Raw genomic sequence first — 22,295 nt, forward strand, 5'->3', positions numbered from 1 at the left:
CGTGTTGGGCCGGGCCCCCCCCCCCCACACCCCCACCCCCCCCCCCCCCGGGGGGGCGCCCCCCCCCCCCCCCCGCGACAGCAGCGGGGTCAGGATGAACACGCCGATGATCAGCAGGACGGCACCCAGGCCCATCGGTGCCTGCGCCGCGTCGGCGTCCATCGTCGTGGCCGTGAGGACCACCGCGACACCGGCCGCCGAGAACAGCGCGCCGAACGTGTTGCGCAGCACCAGCGACTTGGTGGTGGCCTTGGCGTGCACGCTGCTCATCGCCGCCACCGGTGGGATCTTCGCGGCCCGGCGGCCGGGCAGCCAGGCGGCGAGCATGGTGATCAGGATGCCGACCGCGAGGGCGGCGACCACGGTGCCGGGGCTGATGACCAGCGGCCCGTCGGGCACGCTCGCCCCGAAGGAGCCGAGCAGGGAGCGCAGGCCCGCGCCGATGCCGATACCGGCGGCGAGCCCCGTCACACCGGCGACCGCGCCGACCGCGAACGCCTCGATGAGCACCGAGCGGGTGACCTGGCGGCGGGAGGCGCCGACCGCCCGCATCAGGGCCAGTTCCCGGGTGCGCTGGGCGACCAGCATGGTGAAGGTGTTGGCGATGATGAACGTGCCGACGAACAGCGCGATGCCGGCGAACACCAGCAGGGCCTGCTTCAGACCGCTCATCGAGTCGGCGATCTGCCTGGCCTGGTCGTCGGCGAGCTTCTTGCCGGTGGTGGTCTCCACCAGGTGGGCGGGCAGGGCCTTGTCCAGACCGGACTTCAGCGCGGCCTGGCCGGTGCCGGCCGCGGCCCGCACGTCGATCTCGTCGTAGGTGCCCTTCTTGCCGAACAGGGCCTGCGCGGTCGGGGTGTCGAACAGGGCGAGGCTGCCGCCCGCGGAGACGTTGCCGTCGTCGGTGGTGAAAATGCCGGCGAGGGTCGGGGTGAGGACCGGTCCGTTCACCGACAGCCGCACGGTGTCGCCGACCTTGTAACCGCCGCGCTCGGCGGTCCTGGAGTCCAGCAGCACCTCGCCCCTGCCGTGCGGGGCGTGGCCGTCGACCAGCGGGTACCGTGCGTCCTCGGCGCCCCAGTAGTTGCCGCCGGCGGACTGCCAGTCGCCGCCGACCAGCTTGCCGTCCTGGTCGGCGACGGCGGTGAAGCCGCTGACGACACCGGTGGCGGAAGCGGCGCCGGGGACGTGGGCGGCCTTGTCGAGAAGGGCCTTCGTCAGCTCGGCGGTCCGGCCGACCTTGTCACCCCTGGAGTCCTGGTACTCGGGCGTCACGGCGACGTCGACCCGGTCGAAGCCCTTGGAGGAACTCTTCTGGTACGCCTCGGAGATGGTGTTGGTGAAGACCAGGGTCCCGGACACGAACGCCACGCCGAGCATGACGGCGAGCACGGTCATCAGGAGCCGGGCCTTGTGCGCGAGGACGTTGCGCAGGGCGGTGCGGAACATCAGCTGGTACGGCCCTTCGCGTCGAACTGCTTCATCAGGTCGAGGACGGAGTCGGCCGTGGGGGAGTGGATCTCGTCGACGATCCGGCCGTCGGCGAGGAAGACGACCCGGTCCGCGTAGGCGGCGGCCACCGGGTCGTGGGTCACCATGACCACGGTCTGGCCCAGCTCGCGCACGGAGTTGCGCAGGAAGCCCAGCACCTCGGCGCCCGAGCGGGAGTCGAGGTTCCCGGTCGGCTCGTCACCGAAGATGATGTCGGGCTTGGAGGCGAGCGCACGGGCCACGGCGACCCGCTGCTGCTGGCCGCCGGACAGCTGGGAGGGTCGGTGGGTGAGCCGTCCGGACAGTCCGACCATCTGGATGACCTGGTCGAGCCACGCCTTGTCCGGCTTCCGCCCGGCGATGTCCATCGGCAGGGTGATGTTCTCCAGCGCGGTCAGCGTCGGCAGCAGGTTGAATGCCTGGAAGATGAAGCCGATCTTGTCCCGGCGCAACTTGGTCAGCTGCCGGTCCTTCAGGGAGCCCAGTTCCGTCTCGCCGATCCGCACCGAGCCCGAGGAGAAGCTGTCCAGGCCCGCCACGCAGTGCATCAGCGTGGACTTGCCGGAGCCGGACGGGCCCATGATCGCGGTGAACTCGGCCTGCCGGAAGTCGACGGAGACCCGGTCGAGGGCGACCACCCGGGTCTCGCCCTGCCCGTAGATCTTCGACAGTTCCGTGGCGCGTGCGGCAACGGCCGTGGTCCGGTCGGCGGTGGGTGTGGTGGTCACGGGAAGGTGCTCCTGTCGGGACGGCGTCGGTTCGTGGGGACAGATCCATCGTCCCGGCCGCCGGCGCCCCCGTAGTCAGTCGCTGATCCGGTTCCGGAGGGCGACTGCGGTCGGACGGGACGGGCCCGTGTCATACCTGGGGAGGACGGGCGACCCCGAGGGCCGCGAGCTTCAGAACAGGTGGACCGCCCTCGTTCGGTAGGTGAAATTCCGTCATTCCGCGTACGCGCGCGCCCACGCCACGTCACGCTATTGGCAAGTGCTGATGGCCCGTTCCGCGGGCTGATGCACCCTCAGACCTCAATAAAATAAGACAACATCGGGTCGTCCCCGCCACTGTGCGAGGGACGCGTCCCGATAGGCTCGGACCCTCGACGCGGTGCCCATGGCCTGCCCGGATGGTGGAATGCAGACACGGCGAGCTTAAACCTCGCTGCCCCTTCGCGGGCGTGCCGGTTCAAGTCCGGCTCCGGGCACTTCCTCGCCTGCGACCCAGGGCGCGGGCGTCTTTCGAACCGGCCCGGCAGCGGCCCGCCGGCCGCGTCAGCGGCGGTGTTCTTCCCCCCGCTCCCGTGCCGGTTCCTCCCACTTCTCCCGGTCGTCCCCTGGCCGGAATCGCCCGACCGTGGCGGTGGTGACGGCCGGTCAGCGTCAGGCGGCCAGGAAAGCGGCGACGCCGGCGGTGGAGTAGCGGTCGAGTTCGGTCCGGGTGTGCCGGGCCCGCCGTGGAACATGGCCCTGTATGGGTGCTGGACGTGACCGGGGACGGGAAGGCCGACCTGGCCGCGGGCGCGCCGGGCGAGGACCTGGGCCGCGTCGTGAACGGCGGCGCGGTGTGGCTGCTGCGCGGCACGGCGTCCGGCGCCACCGCCGCGAAGGCCTACGCAGTCGATCCGGTCGATCTCGGCGCGCCCGCCGCGGGAGCGGAGTTCGGGGAGAACCTGGGCGGTGACAACGGCCCGCTCCTGGTGATTCCGTAGTCCCGCCCCGCACCTCCCGCTTCCGCCACCACGGGCGGGAGGAGGCGCTGGGGTGCGACTACCTCGGATTCCCGCTGGGCCGACCGGGCAGGTGTCGGGCCCGAGGGGGAATGGGGGCCTCCGTGGCCGGGAATGAGGCTTGCGCGTAGCGTGTTGCGCCGCAGGAGGAGAGAAAGATCCTCCCCAGGTATCACGTCGTTCTTTTGCCAATCCATTACCCTTGAGGCCAAGGCCGCGCAGGGTGGCCATGGAGGAGTGAGATGAGGAGCAGTAACCCGGTCTTCTCGCGACGGGGGTTCAGCCGCGACAACGGCTACGCCGGCTTCAACACCGCAGCGCAGGCCGGGTACGCACAGGGCAACCCGTACGCGCAGAACCCCTACGCGCAGAACCCGTACGCCCAGCAGGGCGCGCAGTACGGCGCCCCGCCGCAGGCCCCGGCCACCACCGACCGGATGACGATGGACGACGTCGTCACCCGTTCGGCCCTGACGCTCGGCACGGTCGCCGTCGGCGCCGTCCTCGCCTGGACGCTGCTGCCGGTCTCCGGGACCAGCTACGCGCTGGCGTTCGGCGCCGCGATCGTGGCGATGGTCCTGGCGCTGGTGCAGAGCTTCAAGCGCTCCCCCTCGCCCGCCCTGATCCTGGGGTACGCCGCCTTCGAGGGCGTCTTCCTGGGCGTCATCAGCGAGATGTTCAACAGCCGGTGGAGCGGCGCCCCCTTCCAGGCGGTGCTCGGCACGCTGGCCGTCTCGGCCGCCACCCTGCTGGTCTACAAGGCCGGCTGGATCCGCGTCACCGCGCGCTACGCCCGCATCGGCATGGCCATCGCCATGGCCTTCATCCTCGTCATGGCGGTCAACCTGCTGCTGGTGGCGTTCGGTGTCGCCGCCGACGGCGGACTGCGCAGCTTCGGCCCGCTGGGCGCGATCGTCGGCATCATCGCCATCCTGCTGGGCGCGTTCTTCCTGACCCTCGACTTCAAGCAGATCGAGGACGGCATCGCCTACGGCGCCCCGCGCAACGAGTCCTGGCTCGCCGCGTTCGGCCTCACCATGACCCTGGTGTGGATCTACGTGGAGATGCTGCGGCTGGTGGCGATCTTCAGCAGCAACGACTAGCGCCGCGCGCTCGCGCGAAAGGGCCCCGGGTGAACCCGGGGCCCTTTCGGCGTGTCAGAGCAGCTTGCGGGCCGCCCTGCGCAGGTCGTACTCGTGGACGATCGCCTTCGCGTGGCCGTAGGCGAGGTCGTATTCGTGCCGGAGCCAGCTGACCTTCTCCTCGAAGCGGAACAGGGCGGGGCCTTCTTCGACGGTGCGCAGCCAGTCGGAGACTTCACGACCGGTGCAGTGCGGGATGCGGGCGAGCAGATTGCGGTGGGTCTCCTCGGAGAAGAGTTGGGACATCGGCGCCTCCGAACGCAAAGGGGATGTAAGCCGGTCCTTCACGTCACCGTGCCTGAGCGTTCGCGTATTGGCAACAGTGCGGCGCGTTACGCTCGGCGCGTGGTTGATACGACGCCGTTGACCCGAGCAGTGGATCATTTCGCCGACCGTCTGCGGGCGGCACCCCAGAGCCGCCTCCAGCGCAGCGCCGCCGCCGAGGCGCTGGCGCTGGCCAGGGAGTTGGCGCGGTGGGCGCAGCACGTGGAGGATCCGTCCGCCGAGCCACGGGAGATGCCGGACGCGGGGATGTTCGCCGCCGCCGACCAAATCCTGGTGGCCGCGCACGACTTGGCCGTGGTGCTGGAGAGCGACGACGAGGTCGCCGAGGCCGTGCGGCTGGTGGAGGAGGCGCGCAAGAAGGCGGGGGTGTGAGGGCGTCCCGGCGCGGACCGGGACGCGACGGCGGTCACAGGGACGCGATGACCCGGTCCGCCAGGATGTAGACCGTGTCCTCGCCGCACGCGAACGTCAGCGTGTAGGCGCCCGAGATGCCCGAGCCGCCGAGCAGGTACGGCGTCTCGCCCTCGCCCAGGGCCGCCGCCAGGCGCTCGGCCGTCTCGCGGTGGCCCGGCGTCATGCACAGCGTGGTGCCGTCGGCGAAGACGTAGACGTCGAGGGTGCCGAGCGGGCCGGGGCGCACGTCGGACAGCTCGACCTGGCCGGCGGCCAGCTGCTCCAGGGCGGTCACCGTGCGCTCGTGGTCGTTCACGGCAGGCGACTGCACCGGGACGAAGTCGGGGTGCGAGGGGTGGCGGCGGCGGGCCGCGGCCAGTTCGGCGGACTCCGTCGGGGTGCCGCCCTGGGCGAAGTCCCTGGCGGAGGACTCCTCGGCCTCCGCGGCCGGCCCGGTGATCGGCTCCAGGCCCGAGAAGTCGGCCTGCCGGGGCAGGAACAGGTCACTGTCGGGCAGGCCCAGCAGGGACGGCGCGTCGGAGGCGTCACGGGCCTCCTGGGCGGCCCAGAAGGCGCGCGCCTCGGCGAGCTCCCGCTCCCGCTCCTCGGCGAGCGCCTCGGCCACCGCCGCGCGTATCTCGTCGGCGTCCGCGGCACGGGCCGCGGGCAGCAGGGCGCTCACGGCCGCCGCCTGGTCCCCGGCCAGCTGGGCCTGCAGCTCGGTGAGCTGGCGGCGCAGTTTCAGCACGGTGCGCAGGACGGCGACGCCCACGGCGCCCGTGGCGGCCGTGGTGAGCAGCAGGGCGATCGGCATGGCGCTCACTGACGTACTCCCAGGTTCAAAGTCGACCCCCGACTTCCTACATCAGCTTGAAGGGCGGACTAAGCGGCTGTCAGTGCGTAACGTCACGAAACGGGCGGGTCTTTGGGTCCGTGGTTTCGTGGGCCGCCCCGCCGACCCGCGCTGACCTGCGGTGTTCTCCCCGGCGGGGGAGATAGGTCACATCCTGAGGGAGATTGGATCACAAAACGGCCCAGAACCCTGGTGTTTTCCGGGTTCCGGGCCGCTCCATGACCTGCCGTGCCCGGCCGGTCACCGATGGTGGACCGGAGGCCGGGCGGATCGGCGGATCAGCTGAGGCGCTCGATGACCATCGCCATGCCCTGGCCGCCGCCGACGCACATCGTCTCCAGGCCGAACTGCTTGTCGTGGAACTGGAGCGAGTTGATGAGCGTGCCGGTGATGCGGGCGCCGGTCATGCCGAAGGGGTGGCCGACGGCGATGGCGCCACCGTTGACGTTCACCTTGTCCAGGTCGAAGCCGAGGTCACGGTAGGAGGGGATCACCTGGGCGGCGAACGCCTCGTTGATCTCGACCAGGTCGATGTCGCCGACGGTGAGGCCGGCCCGGCGCAGCGCCTGCTGGGAGGCTTCGACCGGGCCGAGGCCCATGATCTCGGGGGAGAGGCCGGAGACGCCGGTGGAGACGATCCGGGCGAGCGGGGTCAGGCCCAGCTCGCGGGCCTTGGTGTCGCTCATGACGACGACGGCCGCGGCGCCGTCGTTGAGCGGGCAGCAGTTGCCGGCGGTGACGAGGCCGTCGGGGCGGAAGACCGGCTTGAGGCCCTGGACGCCCTCCAGGGTGACGCCGGCGCGCGGGCCGTCGTCCTTGCTGACGACCGTGCCGTCCGGGAGGGTCACCGGGGTGATCTCGCGCTCCCAGAAGCCGTTCTTGATGGCCTGCTCGGCGAGGTTCTGCGAGCGGACGCCGAACTCGTCCATGTCCTGGCGGGTGACGCCCTTCCAGCGGGCGAGGTTCTCCGCGGTCTGGCCCATCGAGATGTAGGCGTCCGGGACCAGGCCGTCCTCGCGCGGGTCGTGCCAGGTCGTGCCCTCCTGCTCCGCGACGGCGGCGGTGCGGGCCTCGGCCTCGGCGAAGAAGGGGTTGTGCGTGTCGGGCAGGCTGTCGGAGTTGCCCTTGACGAACCGGGAGACCATCTCGACGCCGGCCGAGATGAAGACGTCGCCCTCGCCGGCCTTGATGGCGTGCAGGGCCATGCGGCTGGTCTGCAGCGAGGAGGAGCAGTAGCGGGTGACCGTGCAGCCCGGCAGATGGTCCATGCCCATCTGCACGGCCACGATCCGGCCGAGGTTGTTGCCCTGCTCGCCGCCCGGCAGGCCGCAGCCGAGCATCAGGTCGTCGATGTCCCTCGGGTCGAGCTCGGGGACCTTCGCCAGCGCCGCCTGGATGATCGTGGCGGTCAGGTCGTCCGGGCGCAGGTCCTTGAGGGAGCCCTTGAAGGCGCGGCCGATCGGGGAGCGGGCGGTCGAGACGATGACGGCTTCGGGCATCACGGCTCCAGAGGACGGGATTTGGGCAGGGCCGGTTCGGAAGTTACCCGTACGTATGGCCCGGGTCACCGGTGTTGCGGTGTGACACTGGCCGCAATTTACTAAGCGCTTGCTTGGATGGTGGGGCCGGGGCCCCGCCCGCGGTCACAACGACGGGCGGGCGGGCTCGGCCTCCGGCACCCGGCGCCGCCGCCTGCGCTTGAGCAGCGCCCACGGCCCCCGGGGGCCGGTGGGCATCGCCGCCGTGACCTCCGTACCCGCCTCCGCCGCCGCCTCGGCGGCGGCGCGGGCGACGGGCAGGAAGCCCTCGCGGCGGGACGCGTCCGGCCGTTCCTCGTCCGCCGGCCACAGCCCCAGGGCCGCGCACACCGTCGGCAGCACCGCCATCGCCGCCGTGGCGTAGCCCTCGGCGGAGGGGTGGTAGTTGTCCGGCCCGAACAGTTCCCGCGGGTTCGCCTCGAACTCCGGCCCGAGCAGGTCGCCCAGCGACACCGTCCGTCCGCCCTGCTCGACCACCCCGATGGTCTGGGCCGCCGCCAGCTGCCGCGAGGCCCGGCGGGCCAGCCACCGCAGCGGCTGCTGGACCGGCTCGATGGTGCCCAGGTCGGGACAGGTGCCGACGACCACCTCCGCACCGGCCGTGCGCAGCCGCCGCACCGCCGCCGCCAGGTGCCGCACCGAACGCGTCGGCGGCATCCGGTGGGTGACGTCGTTCGCGCCGATCATGATCACGCAGATGTCCGGGAGCGGGTCGGGAGACGAGAGGACCAGTGCCACCTGACGGTCCAGATCGTCCGACCGGGCCCCGGGAAGGGCCACGTTGCGCAGTTCCACCGGGCGTTCCGCCACCGCCGCGAGACCCGAGGCCAGCAGCGCCCCCGGTGTCTGGCCCGCCCGGTGCACGCCCTGCCCGGCCGCCGTGGAGTCACCCAGCATGGCCAGCCTCAGGGGCGGTTCCCCCGGCACGTCGTACGCATGGCCGTACACGCCCTGCGCCGTCGGCACCCGGCCGCCGCTGCCGTTCCCCACATGGCGCCGGGCCAGCCGCACCTCCGCCAGCAGCAGACCGACCGCGGCCGCCCCGACCAGTCCGACCCCGCCGCCGCCGTACGCCGCTCCGGCCGCGATCCGCCGGGCCACCCTCGCCCTCGACATGCTCGTCATACGTCGCCGCCACCTCCTCGTAGCCGTACATCCACTCCTTGCCCCGTACGGACCGTGCGCCAATCTCGACGGGGAGTGAACGCCCGCCCGGCCTGACCCGGGGGCCTTAGGCTGGCGGCACCAACTACGACAGCAGTTCTTTTGCAAGCGACCGGAGACAACGGTGCGATTCCACGACTCGATGATCAGCCTCGTCGGCAACACCCCGCTGCTGAGGCTCAACAGCGTGACCAAGGGCATCCAGGCCACCGTCCTGGCCAAGGTCGAGTACTTCAACCCGGGCGGCTCCGTCAAGGACCGCATCGCCCTGCGCATGATCGAGGCCGCCGAGCAGAGCGGGGAGCTCAAGCCGGGCGGCACCATCGTCGAGCCGACCAGCGGCAACACCGGTGTGGGCCTGGCCATCGTGGCCCAGCAGAAGGGCTACAAGTGCATCTTCGTGTGCCCTGACAAGGTGAGCACCGACAAGATCAACGTGCTGCGCGCCTACGGCGCCGAGGTGGTCGTGTGCCCGACCGCCGTCGCGCCCGAGCACCCGGACTCGTACTACAACGTCTCCGACCGGCTGGTGCGGGAGACCCCCGGCGCCTGGAAGCCCGACCAGTACTCCAACCCCAACAACCCGCTCTCGCACTATCACTCGACCGGCCCCGAGCTGTGGGAGCAGACCGAGGGGAAGATCACCCACTTCGTGGCGGGCGTCGGCACCGGCGGCACCATCTCCGGCACCGGCCGCTACCTGAAGGACGTCAGCGACGGCAAGGTCAAGGTCATCGGCGCCGACCCCGAGGGCTCGGTGTACTCCGGCGGCTCCGGGCGCCCCTACCTCGTGGAGGGCGTGGGCGAGGACTTCTGGCCGACCGCCTACGACCGGACCGTCGCCGACGAGATCGTCCCGGTCTCCGACAAGGACTCCTTCCAGATGACCCGCCGCCTGGCCAAGGAGGAGGGCCTGCTGGTGGGCGGCTCCTGCGGCATGGCCGTGGTGGGCGCGCTGCGCGTCGCCGAGCGGCTCGGCCCGGACGACGTCGTCGTGGTCCTGCTGCCGGACAGCGGCCGCGGCTACCTCAGCAAGATCTTCAACGACGAGTGGATGGCCGACTACGGCTTCCTCGAGGACGAGGGCCCCTCCGCCCGCGTCGCCGACGTGCTGGAGGACAAGGCGCACGGCAGCATCCCGTCCCTCGTCCACATGCACCCGGAGGAGACGGTCGGCCAGGCCATCGAGGTGCTGCGCGAGTACGGCGTCTCGCAGATGCCGGTCGTGAAGCCGGGTGCCGGTCACCCGGACGTGATGGCCGCCGAGGTCGTCGGGTCGGTCGTGGAGCGGGAGCTGCTCGACGCCCTGTTCAGCAAGCGCGCCTCGCTGGAGGACCCGCTGGAGAAGCACATGTCCGCGCCGCTGCCGCAGGTCGGCTCCGGTGAGCCGGTCGGTGACCTGATGCAGGTGCTGGGCTCGGCGGACGCGGCGATCGTGCTGGTCGAGGGCAAGCCGACCGGCGTGGTCAGCCGGCAGGACCTGCTGGCCTTCCTGGCCAAGGGCGGGAACAAGTAGCGAACTCGCGGTGAACCGCCGCCGGCGGCGGCGAACACGCGGTGTCCGGGGCCGGTCGGGCCGTTCCGGAAGCGGTACGCGGGTGTCACGTGCGCGCAGCACCCGCTTAACACGGGTCCGGCAGAGTAAGGGGTGTCGGCAGGCGGTTCGGGTACCTCCCAGGCGTTCAGCGCTGGGGGAGGCTCCCCGCCGCGGCCGGCGCCGAACGGCGTCGAGGACCTCCGGAGCGGCTCCCGGACCTCCACGGACGCCACGGACGCGTGATGCCCGGCCCTGACCCGGCCCGCGTCCCCGCGCGGGGACCGCCGTCGTCCCGCCCCCCGGTGACGGGGGTGCGGCGGTCCCCGCGCACACCCTCGCCCCGCGGGGTCCGCCCGGTCCGCTTCAGTCCTCGTGGGAGGACCGGCCGCGGCGCCCGGACACCAGCTCCGGGTTGAGCCGTACCGCCTGGGCCGCGTTGACGCCGACGATGCCGACCCAGGCGGCCACCATCCCGGACATCCCCGCGAGCGCGCCGCCGATCGCGGACAGCGGGATCGCGAGGACCAGCGTGATGACGGCGAAGCCGAACCGCTCGGCCCAGTTCTCGGCCCCCTTCGGCCGCCGGGCGCCGCGCACGTCGACCATCCGCTGCTCGGCCAGGTGCCGCCGCACCCGCCGTTCCACGGTGTCGTCGATCCGCTGCTCGACCTTCTCGAGGAAGGAGTCGACGAGCGCGGAGTCGTACTCCTCGCCCAGTTCCCTGCGTGCCCGTACGGTGGCGTCCAGATCCTTCTTCAGGTCGACGTCCCGGGGGTCCAGTGCGCTCATGCGCCTCACCCTAGGGAGCGGCCCCGCCCGCCGCACTGGGGACAACCCCCCTCTTCCCCTCCGGGCACCCGGAGGCGCACCGGCTCGCGCGCCGGATCATGAGACGTCCCTTGCCTGACTGCATAAAGTCATGCAGAGTTCTAGATGACTGAATAATCGAGGGAGTCTGGGCCTGATGTCGTCTCGCACCGTGGACGCGCCGGAGTCCGTGCGGACCGCGACGGTGGTCCTCGACGGCACCGGACTCGGCGTCGAGGACGTCGTACGCCTCGCCGACGGCGCCGCCCGCCCGGTCCCGCGGGCCGACGCGCTGCGACGGGTCGGGGCGTCCTGGAACGCCGCCCGGCGGATCGCGGCCACCGGCCGGGTCTACGGCCGTTCCACCGGCGTGGGCGCGAACCGGAACGTGGACGTGCCCACCGAGGCGGCGGCGGCCCACGGCCTGCGCCTGCTGCGCAGCCACGCGGGCGCCATCGGCGCGGAACTGCCCGCCCGTCAGGTGCGCGCGATGCTCGCCATACGCGCCAACCAGCTGCTGGCCGGCGGCGCCGGACTGCGGCCCGGCGTGGTCACCGCGCTCTGCGAGGCGCTGGCGAGCGGCGCCCACCCCGTCGTCAACGAGTTCGGCTCCGTCGGCACCGGGGACATCGCGGCGCTCGCCCAGGTGGGGCTCGCGCTCGCGGGCGAGCACCCCTGGCGCGGCACCGGCACGCCCGCGCCCCAGCCCCTCGACAACAACGACGCCCTCGCCCTGATCAGCAGCAACGCCCTCGTCCTCGGCCAGTCCGCGCTCGCCCTGCACGAACTGCGCGGGCTGATCGGCGCCACCCAGGTCGTCGCCGCGCTGTCCCTGATCGCCGTCGACGGCTCCCACGAGGCCTACGCCGCGCCGGTGCACGCCGCCCGCCCGCACCGCGGGAGCACCGAGGCGGCCCGCCGGATGCGCGAGCTGATCGGCGCGGCGGACCGCCCGACCCCGCCGCTGGGCCGGATCCAGGACCCCTACGGCTTCCGCTGCCTGCCCCAGATCCACGGCCCCGCGCTCGACGCGGCGGACGCCCTCGAACAGGTCCTGGACGTCGAGGTCAACGCGGCGGCGGAGAACCCGCTCATCGCCGTCGAGGACCTGGCCGCCTACCACCACGGCGGCTTCTACCAGGCCCAACTGGCACTCGCCCTGGACCACTTCAGGCTCGCCGTGACCCAGGTGGCCCGGCTGTCCACGTCCCGCCTGTCCACCCTGAACGAGCCCGCCTTCACCCGGCTGCGCCCGTTCCTCGCCGACCACGAACCGGCCGCCTCGGGCGTGATGATCCTGGAGTACGCGGCCGCGGCCGCCCTCGGCGATCTGCGGGCCTTCTCCGCCCCCGCCTCGCTCGGGCACGCTGTACTCTCCCGGGGCGTCGAGGAACAGGCGAGTTTCGCCTCGCTCGCCGCGCGGCAGACCCTGCGCGCGTGCGGTGCGTACCGTCTTGTGGTCGGCTGCGAACTCGTCGCCGCCGTCCGGGCCCTGCGCCTGCGCGGCCTGCGGCCCGACCCGGGGCTCGGGGCCGGGCGGGCGTTCGCGCTCGCCGATGCGGCCCTCGACGACGACCTGGCCGACCGGCCGCTCACGGACGACGTGGCCACGGCGTCCGTACTGCTCGACCGGTTCACCGACATCTGGAGGGGGAGCACGTCATGAGCGTGGACAGGAGCGCGGCCGCCGCGCCGGGGGCGACGGACAGCCCGGCCACCCGGCTGCAGGCCCTCTTCGAGGGGCACCGGCTCACACCGACCCAGCGCCGCATCGCGCACAGCATGGTGCGGCGGGCCGCCGACGTGCCCTTCCTGTCGAGCGTGGAGCTGGCCGAGCTGGCCGGGGTCAGCCAGCCCTCGGTGACCCGCTTCGCGGTCGCCCTCGGCTTCGACGGCTACCCCGCCCTGCGCAAGCACCTGCGCGAGGTCGTGCCCGCCGAACCGGCCGCCGAGGCGGGCTCGTACAACGAGTACCAGCAGGCCGTCGAGGCCGAGATCGAGAACCTCAGGCACCTCGCGGAGCTGCTCGCCGACCCGCGCCCGGTGCAGAAGGCCGGCCGGATCCTCGCCGCCTCCCGCCCGCTGCCGGTGCTCGGCCTGCGCGCCGCCGCCTCCCAGGCGTACGGCTTCGCGTACTTCGCCGCCAAGGTCCACCCGGACGTCCGGCTGCTCAACGAGGGCGGCACGATGATCCACGACCGCATCGACGCGGCCGTCCGGGCGGGCGCCACGGCCCTGCTGTGCTTCGCGCTGCCCCGGCATCCGCGTGAGGTCGTCGACACCCTGGCCTACGCCCGGGAGGCGGGCCTGACCGTGGTCACGGTCGCCGACTCCGCCTTCGCGCCGGTCGCCCGCCACTCCGACCTGCTGCTGCCCGCCGCCGTCGGCACCGGGCTCGCCTTCGACACCGCGTGCGCGCCGATGCTGCTCGGCCGGGTGCTGCTGGAGGCCCTGTGCGACGATCTGCCCGACGCGCAGGCCCGGTTGGAGGAATTCGACGCGCACGCGGCCGCCCGGGGGCTGTTCGTGGAGTGATCCGTCGCGTTCTCAGACTCGTCTCACGTTCCGCCGCTAGCTTCGTGCCGAGGCCCAGGAGCTGGGTGGACACGTGACACGGGAGGCCGACGTGGCGCGCGCGGAACGCGGACGTGACGGACGCGAAGAACGCCAAGAACAGGAAAGACGCGAAGGACGCGCAGGACGCGAGGAACGCGGAGGGCGCGCAGGACGCGCAGGACGCGAGGAACGCGGAGGGCGCGGAGGTCGGGGACTGGCCCGGGTGGCCGTCGTCGTACGGGCCGGGGCCGCGCCCCTGTGCTGGTTCGGGGTGTTCGCCGCCGGGATCGGGGTCCTGCTGCCCGGGTGGACCGGACGCCGGATCGGGATCCTCGCGGGGGCCGCGCTGTTCCTCGTGACGGCCGCCGTGGTGGCGCTGGTACGGCGCGAGCGGTACGCCGCCCTCGCCCGCGGGGTGGTTCGCGCGGGCAGGTACGACATCCTGCAGGACCGGGCGGTGACCGTGCGCGCCTGGCGCCGCGGACACCGCTGGTGGCTGCTGCTGGCCTTCGCCGTCGCCCTCGGCAGCTCCCTCGCGGTGCCCGCCGCCGGCGGCCTGCTGCTGGCCGGTGCCGGCACCGGGCTGCGGCTGAAGGCCGCCTGGCTCGGACGCCGGGAACGGGCCGGGGACGCGCTGCTGTGGGTGCGCGTCGACTGGCTGGACGCGCGGGGCGGGAACCCGGCGGGCAAGGTCGTGAAGGGCCTGCGCGGGACGGGCATCGCGGCCGGCGACGCGGCCCCGGGTGGAGCCCGCCGCCGTACCGCGGAACCGGTCTGACCCGGGGGCCTGAGCCGCCCGGGGCCCGTCTCAGACCTCCAGGTCCTCCTCGATCTTCTTCAGCTGGTGCCGGGCCATCGCCAGGTTGGCCCGGGAGTCCAGCACCAGGTAGAGGAACAGGCCGTTGCCGCCACGACCCTTGAGCAGGCGGATCAGGTGGTACTGGTCCGACAGCGTGATCAGGATGTCGTCGATCTCCGCCTTCAGGCCCAGGTGCTCCATCGTGCGCATCTTGGCCCGGATCACGTCCGTGTTGCCGGCGGCGGCCACGTTCAGGTCGAAGCTCTTGCTGCCGCCCATCGTGCCCAGCGCCATGCCGCTGGTGTAGTCCACGAGCGCGACGCCGGTCGCGCCCTCGATGGTGGTCAGAGCTTCCTTCAGTGCGGTCTCGGTGTTGGCCATGGTGGTCCTCTCAGCTGTCGGTTGCAGTACGCGCTTCAGTGGCCGTGGTGCGTGGCACGCGCGTCGTTCGGTTACGTGATGCGGGCGTGGGTGTGGGCCGGGTGGCGGGCCGGGCTGCCGCCGCCGCGGCCTCGGCGGCGTCGAGCAGCTCCCCGATGCGGGCGCCGGCGCGGCGGCCCTCCAGGTGCAGCCGGCCGACGTTGACCCGGTCCTTGGTGAGCAGCGTCAGCACGGCGGTGCGGCCGGCCGCGTAGGTGGCGACGTAGCCCTGCGAGCCGCGCACCAGCAGTTCCCGGAAGTCGCCGTTGCCGGTGGCGTCGGCGACCCGGATGGCCACACCGAGCGAGGCCGCGGTGAGCGCCGCCAGGCCCTCCGGGTCGAGGCCGGGGGTGTCGTGGGCGACGACGAGCCCGTCGACGCCGGCCGCGAGGGCGCCGGTGAGCTGCGGGACCCGGGCGCGCAGCCGGTGCAGCTCGTCGTGGACGGCCGCCAGGTCCTGTTCGGGCACCATCAGCTCTCTCCTCTCGGCGGGGCGGTGCCGTTCAAAGCGCCTCCAGCGCATCCCTGAGCCTCTTCAGCAGCGCGATGTCGGGGTCGGTGACCGTGAGCGGGGGAGTCGGCGGACCCGGCGGCGGAGCGGGGGCCGCGACCGCCGGCCGGACGAGTCCGGCCGCCGCCAGCCGGCGCACGTCCACCAGCGTGTGGAACGCCTGCCGGCCCAGGTCGCGGGCGATCCGCGGAGCCGTGCGGACGCCGTCCACCAGGTCCATCACCGCCCGCTGGCGGGGGGTGACCGGCGCCGACGCGGCCGGGGCCGCGCGGACCAGCGGGGCGTCGTCGGCCGCCGGGTCCGGCCACAGCCGGTGCAGCAGCAGCCGCCGGCGCAGCGTCTCGCGCTCCAGCGCGACGACCGGCACCGAGGGCAGCGGTCCGAGGCGGGGTCCGCTGTCGTAGCGGAACCGGCCCGGGGTGCTGCTCGGGGACAGCGCGAAGTACCCCGCGTCGTACAGCGCGTCCAGGTGGCACAGCTCCAGGGCGCCCTCCGGCAGCAGCCCGGCGGCCAGCAGCCCGCGGGCCACCTCCCGGGAGTCGCCGGTCTGCCCGGCGGCCTGCTGCCAGGCGGCGCCCGCCAGGGTGCCGTGGGCTGTGAGGAGCACGTCGAGGCCGGGGGCGTGCGGGCTCTCGGCGTGCACCACCCGCCCCTCGGCGAGGTGCAGGGTGCCGTGCTCGCGGACCAGGACTCCGGTGGCCTGCTCCTCGGCGAGCCGCCGGAGCATCGGCGACAGCGCGCCGGCCGTCCGCTCCTGCGCGGTGGTCCTGTCCCGCACCGGCAGCGGCGGGGGCGTTCCGACCATCGTCATCCCAGCACCAGCCGGGAGGCCATGTCGCCGAGCCGTATGCGGGCGAGGGCGAGGTTGCCCTCCTCGCGGCCGAGCCACAGGTGGAGGAAGACGCTGCTGTCGAAGGACGTGTCGACGAACCGCAGCAGGTGGTAGCTGTCGTGGTTGCTGACGATCACGTCCTCCACGGGCGGGCGCCCGTCCTGTGCGCCCCCGGCCGCGAAGGCGCCGTGCTCGGCGGCCAGTCTGGCCAGTTCGGCGGCCTCGGCCGCGGTGGTCTCGTGGTCACCGCCGGGGGCTTCCCCGACCGTGCCGAGCGCCAGTCCGCTCGTCCAGTCCACCAGCGCGGCCCCCCGGGCCCCGGGCAGCCGCATGGCTTCCAGTAGGCACTCGTCGATTCCGGGCACCGTGGCTCCCCTCCCGCCTGTGACTCCGGTTGAGTGACAGTGACACTACGCAACGTGTGCGGCAGGGGTGAGTGCTTTGGCATTTTCCAGTGGAACGTGCGCCGGGCGTACTAGTGTTGGCCGACTGAGGACTGTTCTCGGGTGGTTAAACCATTTGTTCGAGAAGCGGCCGGAGCGGGTCAACGGCTCGCGGAGGCGCGCAAGGTGGTGAGCGCGATCGCGTGCGCCCCTCCCTCCCGACTCGATCACGAACCCCGAACCGTCCGGTGCGAACCCGTGCACACCCCGCACACCCCTCCCCCTATCATCCCTCCCGGCCGCCGGGTGCTTCCGGCCAAACACCCCCCGCGCGCGGACGCGGCCACCCCGATGTATTGACTAGTTCTATTCAGACGTTCAGGATGTGAATAGACGCAGCAACATCAGGAGGCAGACGATGTCGGGACCCCGCCCCGTACGAGCACCGCGCGGCACGGAACTGAGCACCCTGGGATGGCAGCAGGAAGCCGCCCTGCGGATGCTCCAGAACAACCTCGACCCCGAGGTCGCCGAGCACCCCGACAAGCTCGTCGTCTACGGCGGCACCGGTAAGGCCGCCCGTGACTGGCGCTCCTTCGACGCGATGGTGCGCACGCTGCGGACCCTCAAGCAGGACGAGACCATGCTGGTCCAGTCCGGCCGCCCGGTCGGCGTGATGCAGACCCACGAGTGGGCCCCGCGCGTCCTCATCGCCAATTCCAACCTCGTCGGCGACTGGGCCAACTGGGAGGAGTTCCGCCGCCTGGAGGCCCTCGGTCTGACCATGTACGGCCAGATGACCGCCGGCTCCTGGATCTACATCGGCACCCAGGGCATCCTCCAGGGCACCTACGAGACCTTCGCCGCCGTCGCCGCGAAGAAGTTCGGCGGCACCCTCGCCGGGACCATCACCCTCACCGCCGGCCTCGGCGGCATGGGCGGCGCCCAGCCGCTCGCCGTCACCATGAACGACGGCGTCGCCATCTGCATCGACTGCGACCCGCGCGCCATCGACCGCCGCATCGAGCACCGCTACCTGGACGTGCGGGCCGACAGCCTCGACCACGCGCTCCAGCTCGCCACCGAGGCCCGCGACCAGCGCAGGCCGCTGTCCATCGGCGTCCTCGGCAACGCCGCCGAGCTGGTCCCGCAGCTGCTCGCGATGAACGCGCCGATCGACATCGTCACCGACCAGACCTCCGCCCACGACCCGCTGGCCTACCTGCCCGTCGGCGTCGCCTTCGAGGACATGGCCGACGCGGCCGCCAAGGACCCGGCGGGCTTCACCACCCGCGCCCGCGAGTCCATGGCGAAGCACGTGGAGGCCATGGTCGGCTTCATGGACGCGGGCGCCGAGGTCTTCGACTACGGCAACTCCATCCGCGGCGAGGCCCAGCTGGCCGGCTACGACCGCGCCTTCGCCTTCCCCGGCTTCGTCCCGGCGTACATCCGGCCCCTCTTCTGCGAGGGCAAGGGCCCCTTCCGCTGGGCGGCCCTGTCCGGCGACCCCGCCGACATCGCCAAGACCGACAAGGCGCTCCTCGACCTCTTCCCGGAGAACGAGTCCCTGGCCCGCTGGATCAAGATGGCCGGCGAGCGCGTCCACTTCCAGGGCCTGCCCGCCCGTATCTGCTGGCTCGGCTACGGCGAGCGCGACAAGGCCGGCGAGCGCTTCAACGACATGGTGGCGTCGGGTGAACTGGCGGCCCCGCTGGCCATCGGCCGCGACCACCTCGACTGCGGCTCCGTCGCCTCCCCGTACCGCGAGACCGAGGCCATGCTCGACGGCTCCGACGCCATCGCCGACTGGCCGCTGCTCAACGCCATGGTCAACGTGGCCTCCGGCGCGTCCTGGGTCTCCCTCCACCACGGCGGCGGCGTGGGCATGGGCCGCTCCATCCACGCCGGCCAGGTCACCGTGGCCGACGGCACCAAGCTCGGCGGCGAGAAGATCCGCCGGGTGCTCACCAACGACCCCGGCATGGGTGTCATCCGGCACGTGGACGCCGGCTACGACATCGCCGACTCGGTCGCGCGGGAGCGCGGGGTACGGGTGCCGATGCGCGAGGGTGACGAGGCGTGAGCTTCCACAGCATGTGGGCGGAGCTGCTGCCGATCGGCCGCAGCTCCGCCTCCGGCGGCTACCGCCGCTTCGCCTGGACCGGTGCCGACGCCGACTGCCGGGCCTGGTTCCGCGAGCAGGCCGAGGCACGCGGGCTGTCCTACGAGGTCGACCGCAACGGCAACCAGTGGGCCTGGCTGGGCGACCCGGCCGCGGGGGACGCGGTCGTCACCGGGTCGCACCTGGACTCGGTGCCCGACGGCGGCGCCTTCGACGGGCCCCTCGGGGTCGTCTCCTCCTTCGCCGCCCTGGACGAACTGCGCGCCCGGGGGGCCGGGTTCACCAAGCCCCTGGCCATCGTCAACTTCGGTGACGAGGAGGGTGCCCGGTTCGGCCTCGCCTGCGTCGGCTCCCGGCTGACCGCCGGGGAACTGACCGTCGAGCAGGCCCACCGGCTCACCGACGGCGAGGGCGTCACCCTGCCGCGCGCCATGGAGGCCGCCGGATACGACCCCGACGCCATCGGGGCCGACCCGGAGCGGCTCGCCCGCATCGGCGCCTTCGTCGAACTGCACGTGGAGCAGGGCCGCGCGCTGGACCTGTCCGGCGACCGGGTCGGCATCGCCAGCGCCATCTGGCCGCACGGGCGCTGGCGGTTCGACTTCCGGGGCGAGGCCAACCACGCGGGCACCACCCGGCTCGTCGACCGGCGCGACCCGATGCTGTCGTACGCCGAGACCGTGCTCGCCGCCCGCCGGGAGGCCGAACTCGCCGGTGCCGTCGCCACGTTCGGCAAGATCTCCGTCGAGCCGAACGGCGTCAACGCCATCCCGTCCCTGGTGCGCGGCTGGCTCGACTCCCGCGCGGCCGACCAGGAGACCCTGGACACGGTCGTCACCGCCGTGGAGAAGGCCGCCCGCGAGTACGCCGCCGCGCAGGGTGCCGACCTGGACGTCGTCCGGGAGTCCTTCACCCCGGTGGTCGAGTTCGACCACGCGCTGCGCGACGAACTCGGCCGCATCCTCGGCCAGGACACCGGTCTGAAGGTGCCCGTCCTCGGCACCGGCGCGGGACACGACGCCGGAATCCTCTCCGGGCGCGTCCCGACCGCCATGCTGTTCGTGCGCAACCCCACCGGCGTCTCGCACTCCCCGGCCGAATCAGCGGCCGAGGACGACTGCCTGGCCGGGGTGGGCGCGCTCGCCGACGTACTGGAAGGACTGGCCTGCCGGTGACGACACGGACCTACTGGTCGGAGCACGCCTGGCTCGGCACGAGCGTCGAGCCGGGGGTCGTGCTGGAGGTCGCGGACGGCCGCCTCACCGCCGTCCGTGCCGGCGTGCCCACCCCGCCGCCCGGCGCCGAGATCCTGCGCGGACTGACCCTGCCCGGCCTGGCGAACGCCCACTCCCACGCCTTCCACCGGGCCCTGCGCGGCACGGTCCAGGTGGGCAGCGGCACCTTCTGGACCTGGCGCGAGGTGATGTACTCCGTCGCCGACCACCTCACCCCGGAGACCTACCACGCGCTGGCCCGCGCGGTGTACGCCGAGATGGCGCTGGCCGGCATCACCTGCGTGGGCGAGTTCCACTACGTGCACCACGCGCGCGGCGGCACCTCCTACGCGGACCCCAACGCCATGGGCGAGGCGCTGATCGCGGCCGCCGCCGAGGCCGGCATCCGCATCACCCTCCTCGACACCTGCTACCTGTCCGCCGGCTTCGGCGAGCCGCCGAGCGGCCACCAGCTGCGCTTCTCCGACGGCAGCGCGGAGGCATGGGCCGAACGCTGTGCGGTTCTCAAGGAACGGGATCACGCGAGGATCGGGGCGGCCGTCCACTCCGTACGGGCGGTGCCCGCCGGGGAGCTGGCGACCGTGGCCCGCTGGGCGGAGGACCGGCGGGCGCCGCTGCACGTGCACCTCTCGGAGCAGACCGCCGAGAACGACGCCTGCCTCGCCGCGCACGGCCGCACCCCCACCCGGCTGCTGGCCGACCACGGCGTCCTCGGACCGCGCACCACCGGCGTGCACAACACCCACCTCACCGACGAGGACATCGCCCTCCTCGGCGACTCGGGCACCGGCACCTGCATGTGCCCCACCACCGAACGCGACCTGGCCGACGGCATCGGCCCGGCCGTCGCGCTGCAGCGGGCGGGCTCCCCGCTCTCCCTCGGCTCCGACAGCCACGCCGTCATCGACCTGCTCGAAGAGGCGCGTGCCATGGAGCTGAACGAGCGGCTGCGCACCCGCACCCGCGGCCACTGGACCGCCGCGGCCCTGCTCCGCGCGGCCTCCGCCGACGGACACGCGGCGCTCGGCTGGCAGGACGCCGGCGAGCTGGCACCGGGAGCGCTCGCCGACTTCACCACGATCGCCCTGGACTCCGTCAGGACAGCGGGCCCGCTGCCCCGACTGGGCGCCGAGACAGCCGTATTCGCGGCGACCGCGGCGGACGTCCGGCACACCGTCGTGGGCGGCCGCCATGTCGTACGGGACGGTGCCCACACCCTGGTGCGGGACGTGCCGTCCGCACTGGCGGACGCCGTCGAAGCCCTGCGCGGCTGACCCCCGCCGACCCCCGACCGGCCACCCTTGAGGACACCATGAGCAGCAGCACCGTCATCACCAACATCGCCACGCTGGTCACCAACGACCCCTCCCTCGGTGACGGTTCCCCCCTCGGTCTGATCCAGGACGCGGCCGTCGTCATCGACGGCGGCCGAGTCGCCTGGACCGGTGAATCCAGCAAAGCACCCGCCACTGACAACCGGGTCGACGCGGCCGGCCGGGCGGTGCTGCCCGGCTTCGTGGACTCCCACTCCCACCTGGTCTTCGCCGGCGACCGCACGCAGGAGTTCAACGCCCGCATGTCCGGCCGCTCCTACAGCGCCGGCGGCATCCGCACCACGGTGGCGGCCACCCGCGCCGCCACCGACGCGGAACTGGAGGCGAACCTCACCCGGTACCTGGCGGAGGCGCTCCGCCAGGGCACCACCACCTTCGAGACCAAGTCGGGCTACGGCCTCACCGTCGAGGACGAGTCCCGCGCCCTGCGCATCGCGGCCCGCCACACCGACGAGGTGACCTACCTCGGCGCCCACATCGTCTCCCCCGACCACGCCGACGACCCGGCCGCCTACGTCGCCCTGGTCACCGGCGAGATGCTGGACGCCTGCGCGCCGCACGCCCGCTGGATCGACGTCTTCTGCGAGAAGGGCGCCTTCGACGGCGACCAGGCCCGGGCGATCCTCACCGCCGGCAAGGCCAGGGGCCTGCACCCCCGTATCCACGCCAACCAGCTCTCCTACGGCCCCGGCGTGCAGCTGGCCGTCGAGCTGGACGCCGCGAGCGCAGACCACTGCACCCATCTCACGGACGCGGACGTCGACGCGCTCGCCCAGGGCGACACGGTCGCCACCCTGCTGCCCGGTGCCGAGTTCTCCACCCGCGCCGAGTGGCCGGACGCCCGCCGCCTGCTGGACGCGGGCGTGACGGTGGCCCTCTCCACCGACTGCAACCCGGGCTCGTCCTTCACCTCGTCGGTGCCCTTCTGTGTCGCCCTGGCCGTACGGGACATGGGCATGACCCCCGACGAGGCGGTCTGGTCCGCCACGGCGGGCGGCGCCGCGGCCCTGCGCCGCACCGACGTCGGCCGCCTCACCCCGGGCGCCCGCGCCGACCTGACCCTGCTGGACGCACCGAGCCACGTCCACCTGGCCTACCGGCCGGGCGTACCGCTGGTCGCCGGGGTCTGGCGCGGCGGTGAGCGAGTCGTGTGACCGGCCGGGCCGT

General features: G+C 73.0%; 22 protein-coding genes and 1 tRNA gene. 12 read left to right on the forward strand and 11 right to left on the reverse strand.

What is annotated here, in order from left to right; all coding sequences use genetic code 11:
- Both V7E45_RS10635 and V7E45_RS10640 read right to left on the reverse strand, forming a co-directional pair.
- On the reverse strand, nucleotides 1-1,449 hold a 1,449-nt coding region (locus V7E45_RS10635), incomplete at its 3' end, for an ABC transporter permease (RefSeq protein ID WP_333773847.1).
- On the reverse strand, nucleotides 1,449-2,219 hold the full coding sequence (locus tag V7E45_RS10640; protein WP_333773849.1) for an ABC transporter ATP-binding protein: 771 nt from the start codon (nucleotides 2,217-2,219) through the stop codon (nucleotides 1,449-1,451). The genes V7E45_RS10635 and V7E45_RS10640, both read right to left, overlap by 1 nt.
- A 392-nt stretch (nucleotides 2,220-2,611) precedes the next feature.
- Between V7E45_RS10640 and V7E45_RS10645 the strand changes: the two genes are divergently transcribed.
- The 3 genes from V7E45_RS10645 to V7E45_RS10655 all read left to right on the forward strand — a co-directional run bounded on the left by V7E45_RS10645 (nucleotide 2,612) and on the right by V7E45_RS10655 (nucleotide 4,320).
- A tRNA-Leu gene (locus V7E45_RS10645) sits at nucleotides 2,612-2,695 on the forward strand.
- A 270-nt stretch (nucleotides 2,696-2,965) separates the two neighbouring features.
- Nucleotides 2,966-3,199, forward strand: coding sequence for an integrin alpha (locus tag V7E45_RS10650; protein ID WP_333773850.1), 234 nt, complete (start codon nucleotides 2,966-2,968; stop codon nucleotides 3,197-3,199).
- 260 nt (nucleotides 3,200-3,459) lie between these two features.
- A complete protein-coding gene (locus V7E45_RS10655; RefSeq protein ID WP_333773851.1) occupies nucleotides 3,460-4,320 on the forward strand; it encodes a Bax inhibitor-1/YccA family protein in 861 nt (286 codons plus the stop codon).
- Nucleotides 4,321-4,374: 54 nt separating this feature from the next.
- On the opposite strand, the gene V7E45_RS10660 is transcribed toward V7E45_RS10655, so the two are convergent.
- The gene (locus V7E45_RS10660; RefSeq protein ID WP_020940491.1) at nucleotides 4,375-4,605 is read right to left on the reverse strand and encodes a DUF4287 domain-containing protein; all 231 of its coding nucleotides are present in this window, start codon (nucleotides 4,603-4,605) and stop codon (nucleotides 4,375-4,377) included.
- A gap of 99 nt (nucleotides 4,606-4,704) precedes the next feature.
- Here V7E45_RS10660 and V7E45_RS10665 point away from each other — a divergent pair, with 99 nt between their 5' ends.
- The gene (locus V7E45_RS10665; RefSeq protein WP_333773852.1) at nucleotides 4,705-5,016 is read left to right on the forward strand and encodes a hypothetical protein; all 312 of its coding nucleotides are present in this window, start codon (nucleotides 4,705-4,707) and stop codon (nucleotides 5,014-5,016) included.
- 34 nt (nucleotides 5,017-5,050) lie between these two features.
- Here the strand turns inward: V7E45_RS10665 and V7E45_RS10670 are convergent, their stop codons facing one another.
- The 3 genes from V7E45_RS10670 to V7E45_RS10680 all read right to left on the reverse strand — a co-directional run bounded on the left by V7E45_RS10670 (nucleotide 5,051) and on the right by V7E45_RS10680 (nucleotide 8,553).
- Nucleotides 5,051-5,860, reverse strand: coding sequence for a hypothetical protein (locus V7E45_RS10670; RefSeq protein ID WP_333773853.1), 810 nt, complete (start codon nucleotides 5,858-5,860; stop codon nucleotides 5,051-5,053).
- A gap of 308 nt (nucleotides 5,861-6,168) precedes the next feature.
- Nucleotides 6,169-7,389: an acetyl-CoA C-acetyltransferase gene (locus tag V7E45_RS10675; protein WP_333773854.1), complete on the reverse strand. Its 1,221-nt coding sequence runs from the start codon at nucleotides 7,387-7,389 to the stop codon at nucleotides 6,169-6,171.
- Nucleotides 7,390-7,533: 144 nt separating this feature from the next.
- Nucleotides 7,534-8,553: an SGNH/GDSL hydrolase family protein gene (locus V7E45_RS10680; RefSeq protein ID WP_333773855.1), complete on the reverse strand. Its 1,020-nt coding sequence runs from the start codon at nucleotides 8,551-8,553 to the stop codon at nucleotides 7,534-7,536.
- Between the two features lie 163 nt (nucleotides 8,554-8,716).
- Between V7E45_RS10680 and V7E45_RS10685 the strand changes: the two genes are divergently transcribed.
- Nucleotides 8,717-10,108, forward strand: coding sequence for a cystathionine beta-synthase (locus tag V7E45_RS10685; protein WP_333773856.1), 1,392 nt, complete (start codon nucleotides 8,717-8,719; stop codon nucleotides 10,106-10,108).
- A 384-nt stretch (nucleotides 10,109-10,492) separates the two neighbouring features.
- On the opposite strand, the gene V7E45_RS10690 is transcribed toward V7E45_RS10685, so the two are convergent.
- Nucleotides 10,493-10,918, reverse strand: a complete 426-nt coding sequence (locus V7E45_RS10690; RefSeq protein ID WP_333773857.1) for a hypothetical protein — start codon at nucleotides 10,916-10,918, stop codon at nucleotides 10,493-10,495.
- Nucleotides 10,919-11,093: 175 nt separating this feature from the next.
- On the opposite strand from V7E45_RS10690, the gene V7E45_RS10695 reads away from it, so the two are divergent.
- The 3 genes from V7E45_RS10695 (at nucleotide 11,094) to V7E45_RS10705 (ending at nucleotide 14,270) form a co-directional block, all read left to right on the forward strand.
- Entirely contained in the window at nucleotides 11,094-12,602 is a 1,509-nt protein-coding gene (locus V7E45_RS10695) for an aromatic amino acid ammonia-lyase (protein WP_333773858.1), read from the forward strand.
- On the forward strand, nucleotides 12,599-13,471 hold the full coding sequence (locus tag V7E45_RS10700) for a MurR/RpiR family transcriptional regulator (RefSeq protein WP_333773859.1): 873 nt from the start codon (nucleotides 12,599-12,601) through the stop codon (nucleotides 13,469-13,471). Before V7E45_RS10695 ends, V7E45_RS10700 begins: the two co-directional genes overlap by 4 nt.
- Nucleotides 13,472-13,715: 244 nt before the next feature.
- Nucleotides 13,716-14,270 carry a hypothetical protein gene (locus V7E45_RS10705; protein ID WP_333773860.1) on the forward strand — a complete coding sequence of 185 codons (555 nt, stop codon included), beginning with the start codon at nucleotides 13,716-13,718 and terminating at the stop codon, nucleotides 14,268-14,270.
- A 30-nt stretch (nucleotides 14,271-14,300) separates the two neighbouring features.
- Here the strand turns inward: V7E45_RS10705 and V7E45_RS10710 are convergent, their stop codons facing one another.
- Genes V7E45_RS10710 through V7E45_RS10725 form a run of 4 tightly spaced genes read right to left on the reverse strand, consistent with a single transcriptional unit; the run spans nucleotide 14,301 to nucleotide 16,419 of the window.
- Nucleotides 14,301-14,672, reverse strand: a complete 372-nt coding sequence (locus V7E45_RS10710; RefSeq protein ID WP_333773862.1) for a hypothetical protein — start codon at nucleotides 14,670-14,672, stop codon at nucleotides 14,301-14,303.
- A gap of 10 nt (nucleotides 14,673-14,682) precedes the next feature.
- Complete coding sequence (locus V7E45_RS10715; protein WP_333773863.1) at nucleotides 14,683-15,183, reverse strand: roadblock/LC7 domain-containing protein; 501 nt, start codon at nucleotides 15,181-15,183, stop codon at nucleotides 14,683-14,685.
- 31 nt (nucleotides 15,184-15,214) lie between these two features.
- The gene (locus V7E45_RS10720; RefSeq protein WP_333773864.1) at nucleotides 15,215-16,033 is read right to left on the reverse strand and encodes a transcriptional regulator; all 819 of its coding nucleotides are present in this window, start codon (nucleotides 16,031-16,033) and stop codon (nucleotides 15,215-15,217) included.
- Nucleotides 16,030-16,419, reverse strand: coding sequence for a hypothetical protein (locus V7E45_RS10725; RefSeq protein WP_133921578.1), 390 nt, complete (start codon nucleotides 16,417-16,419; stop codon nucleotides 16,030-16,032). The genes V7E45_RS10720 and V7E45_RS10725 overlap by 4 nt, the downstream gene beginning before the upstream one ends.
- A 436-nt stretch (nucleotides 16,420-16,855) precedes the next feature.
- Between V7E45_RS10725 and hutU the strand changes: the two genes are divergently transcribed.
- From hutU to hutI, 4 genes are read left to right on the forward strand one after another with little or no spacing between them, the layout of a single operon-like run.
- Entirely contained in the window at nucleotides 16,856-18,520 is a 1,665-nt protein-coding gene (gene hutU, locus V7E45_RS10730; RefSeq protein WP_333773865.1) for a urocanate hydratase, read from the forward strand.
- Nucleotides 18,517-19,734: an allantoate amidohydrolase gene (locus V7E45_RS10735; RefSeq protein WP_333773866.1), complete on the forward strand. Its 1,218-nt coding sequence runs from the start codon at nucleotides 18,517-18,519 to the stop codon at nucleotides 19,732-19,734. Before hutU ends, V7E45_RS10735 begins: the two co-directional genes overlap by 4 nt.
- Nucleotides 19,731-21,068, forward strand: a complete 1,338-nt coding sequence (locus V7E45_RS10740) for a formimidoylglutamate deiminase (RefSeq protein ID WP_333773867.1) — start codon at nucleotides 19,731-19,733, stop codon at nucleotides 21,066-21,068. The genes V7E45_RS10735 and V7E45_RS10740 overlap by 4 nt, the downstream gene beginning before the upstream one ends.
- A 38-nt stretch (nucleotides 21,069-21,106) precedes the next feature.
- Nucleotides 21,107-22,282 (forward strand): imidazolonepropionase, encoded by a 1,176-nt coding sequence (gene hutI / locus V7E45_RS10745; protein ID WP_333773869.1) that lies wholly within the window; start codon nucleotides 21,107-21,109, stop codon nucleotides 22,280-22,282.
- The last annotated feature ends 13 nt before the right edge of the window (nucleotides 22,283-22,295 follow it).

The organism is Streptomyces sp. IBSBF 3136 (assembly GCF_036815105.1).
GTDB lineage: Bacteria > Actinomycetota > Actinomycetes > Streptomycetales > Streptomycetaceae > Streptomyces.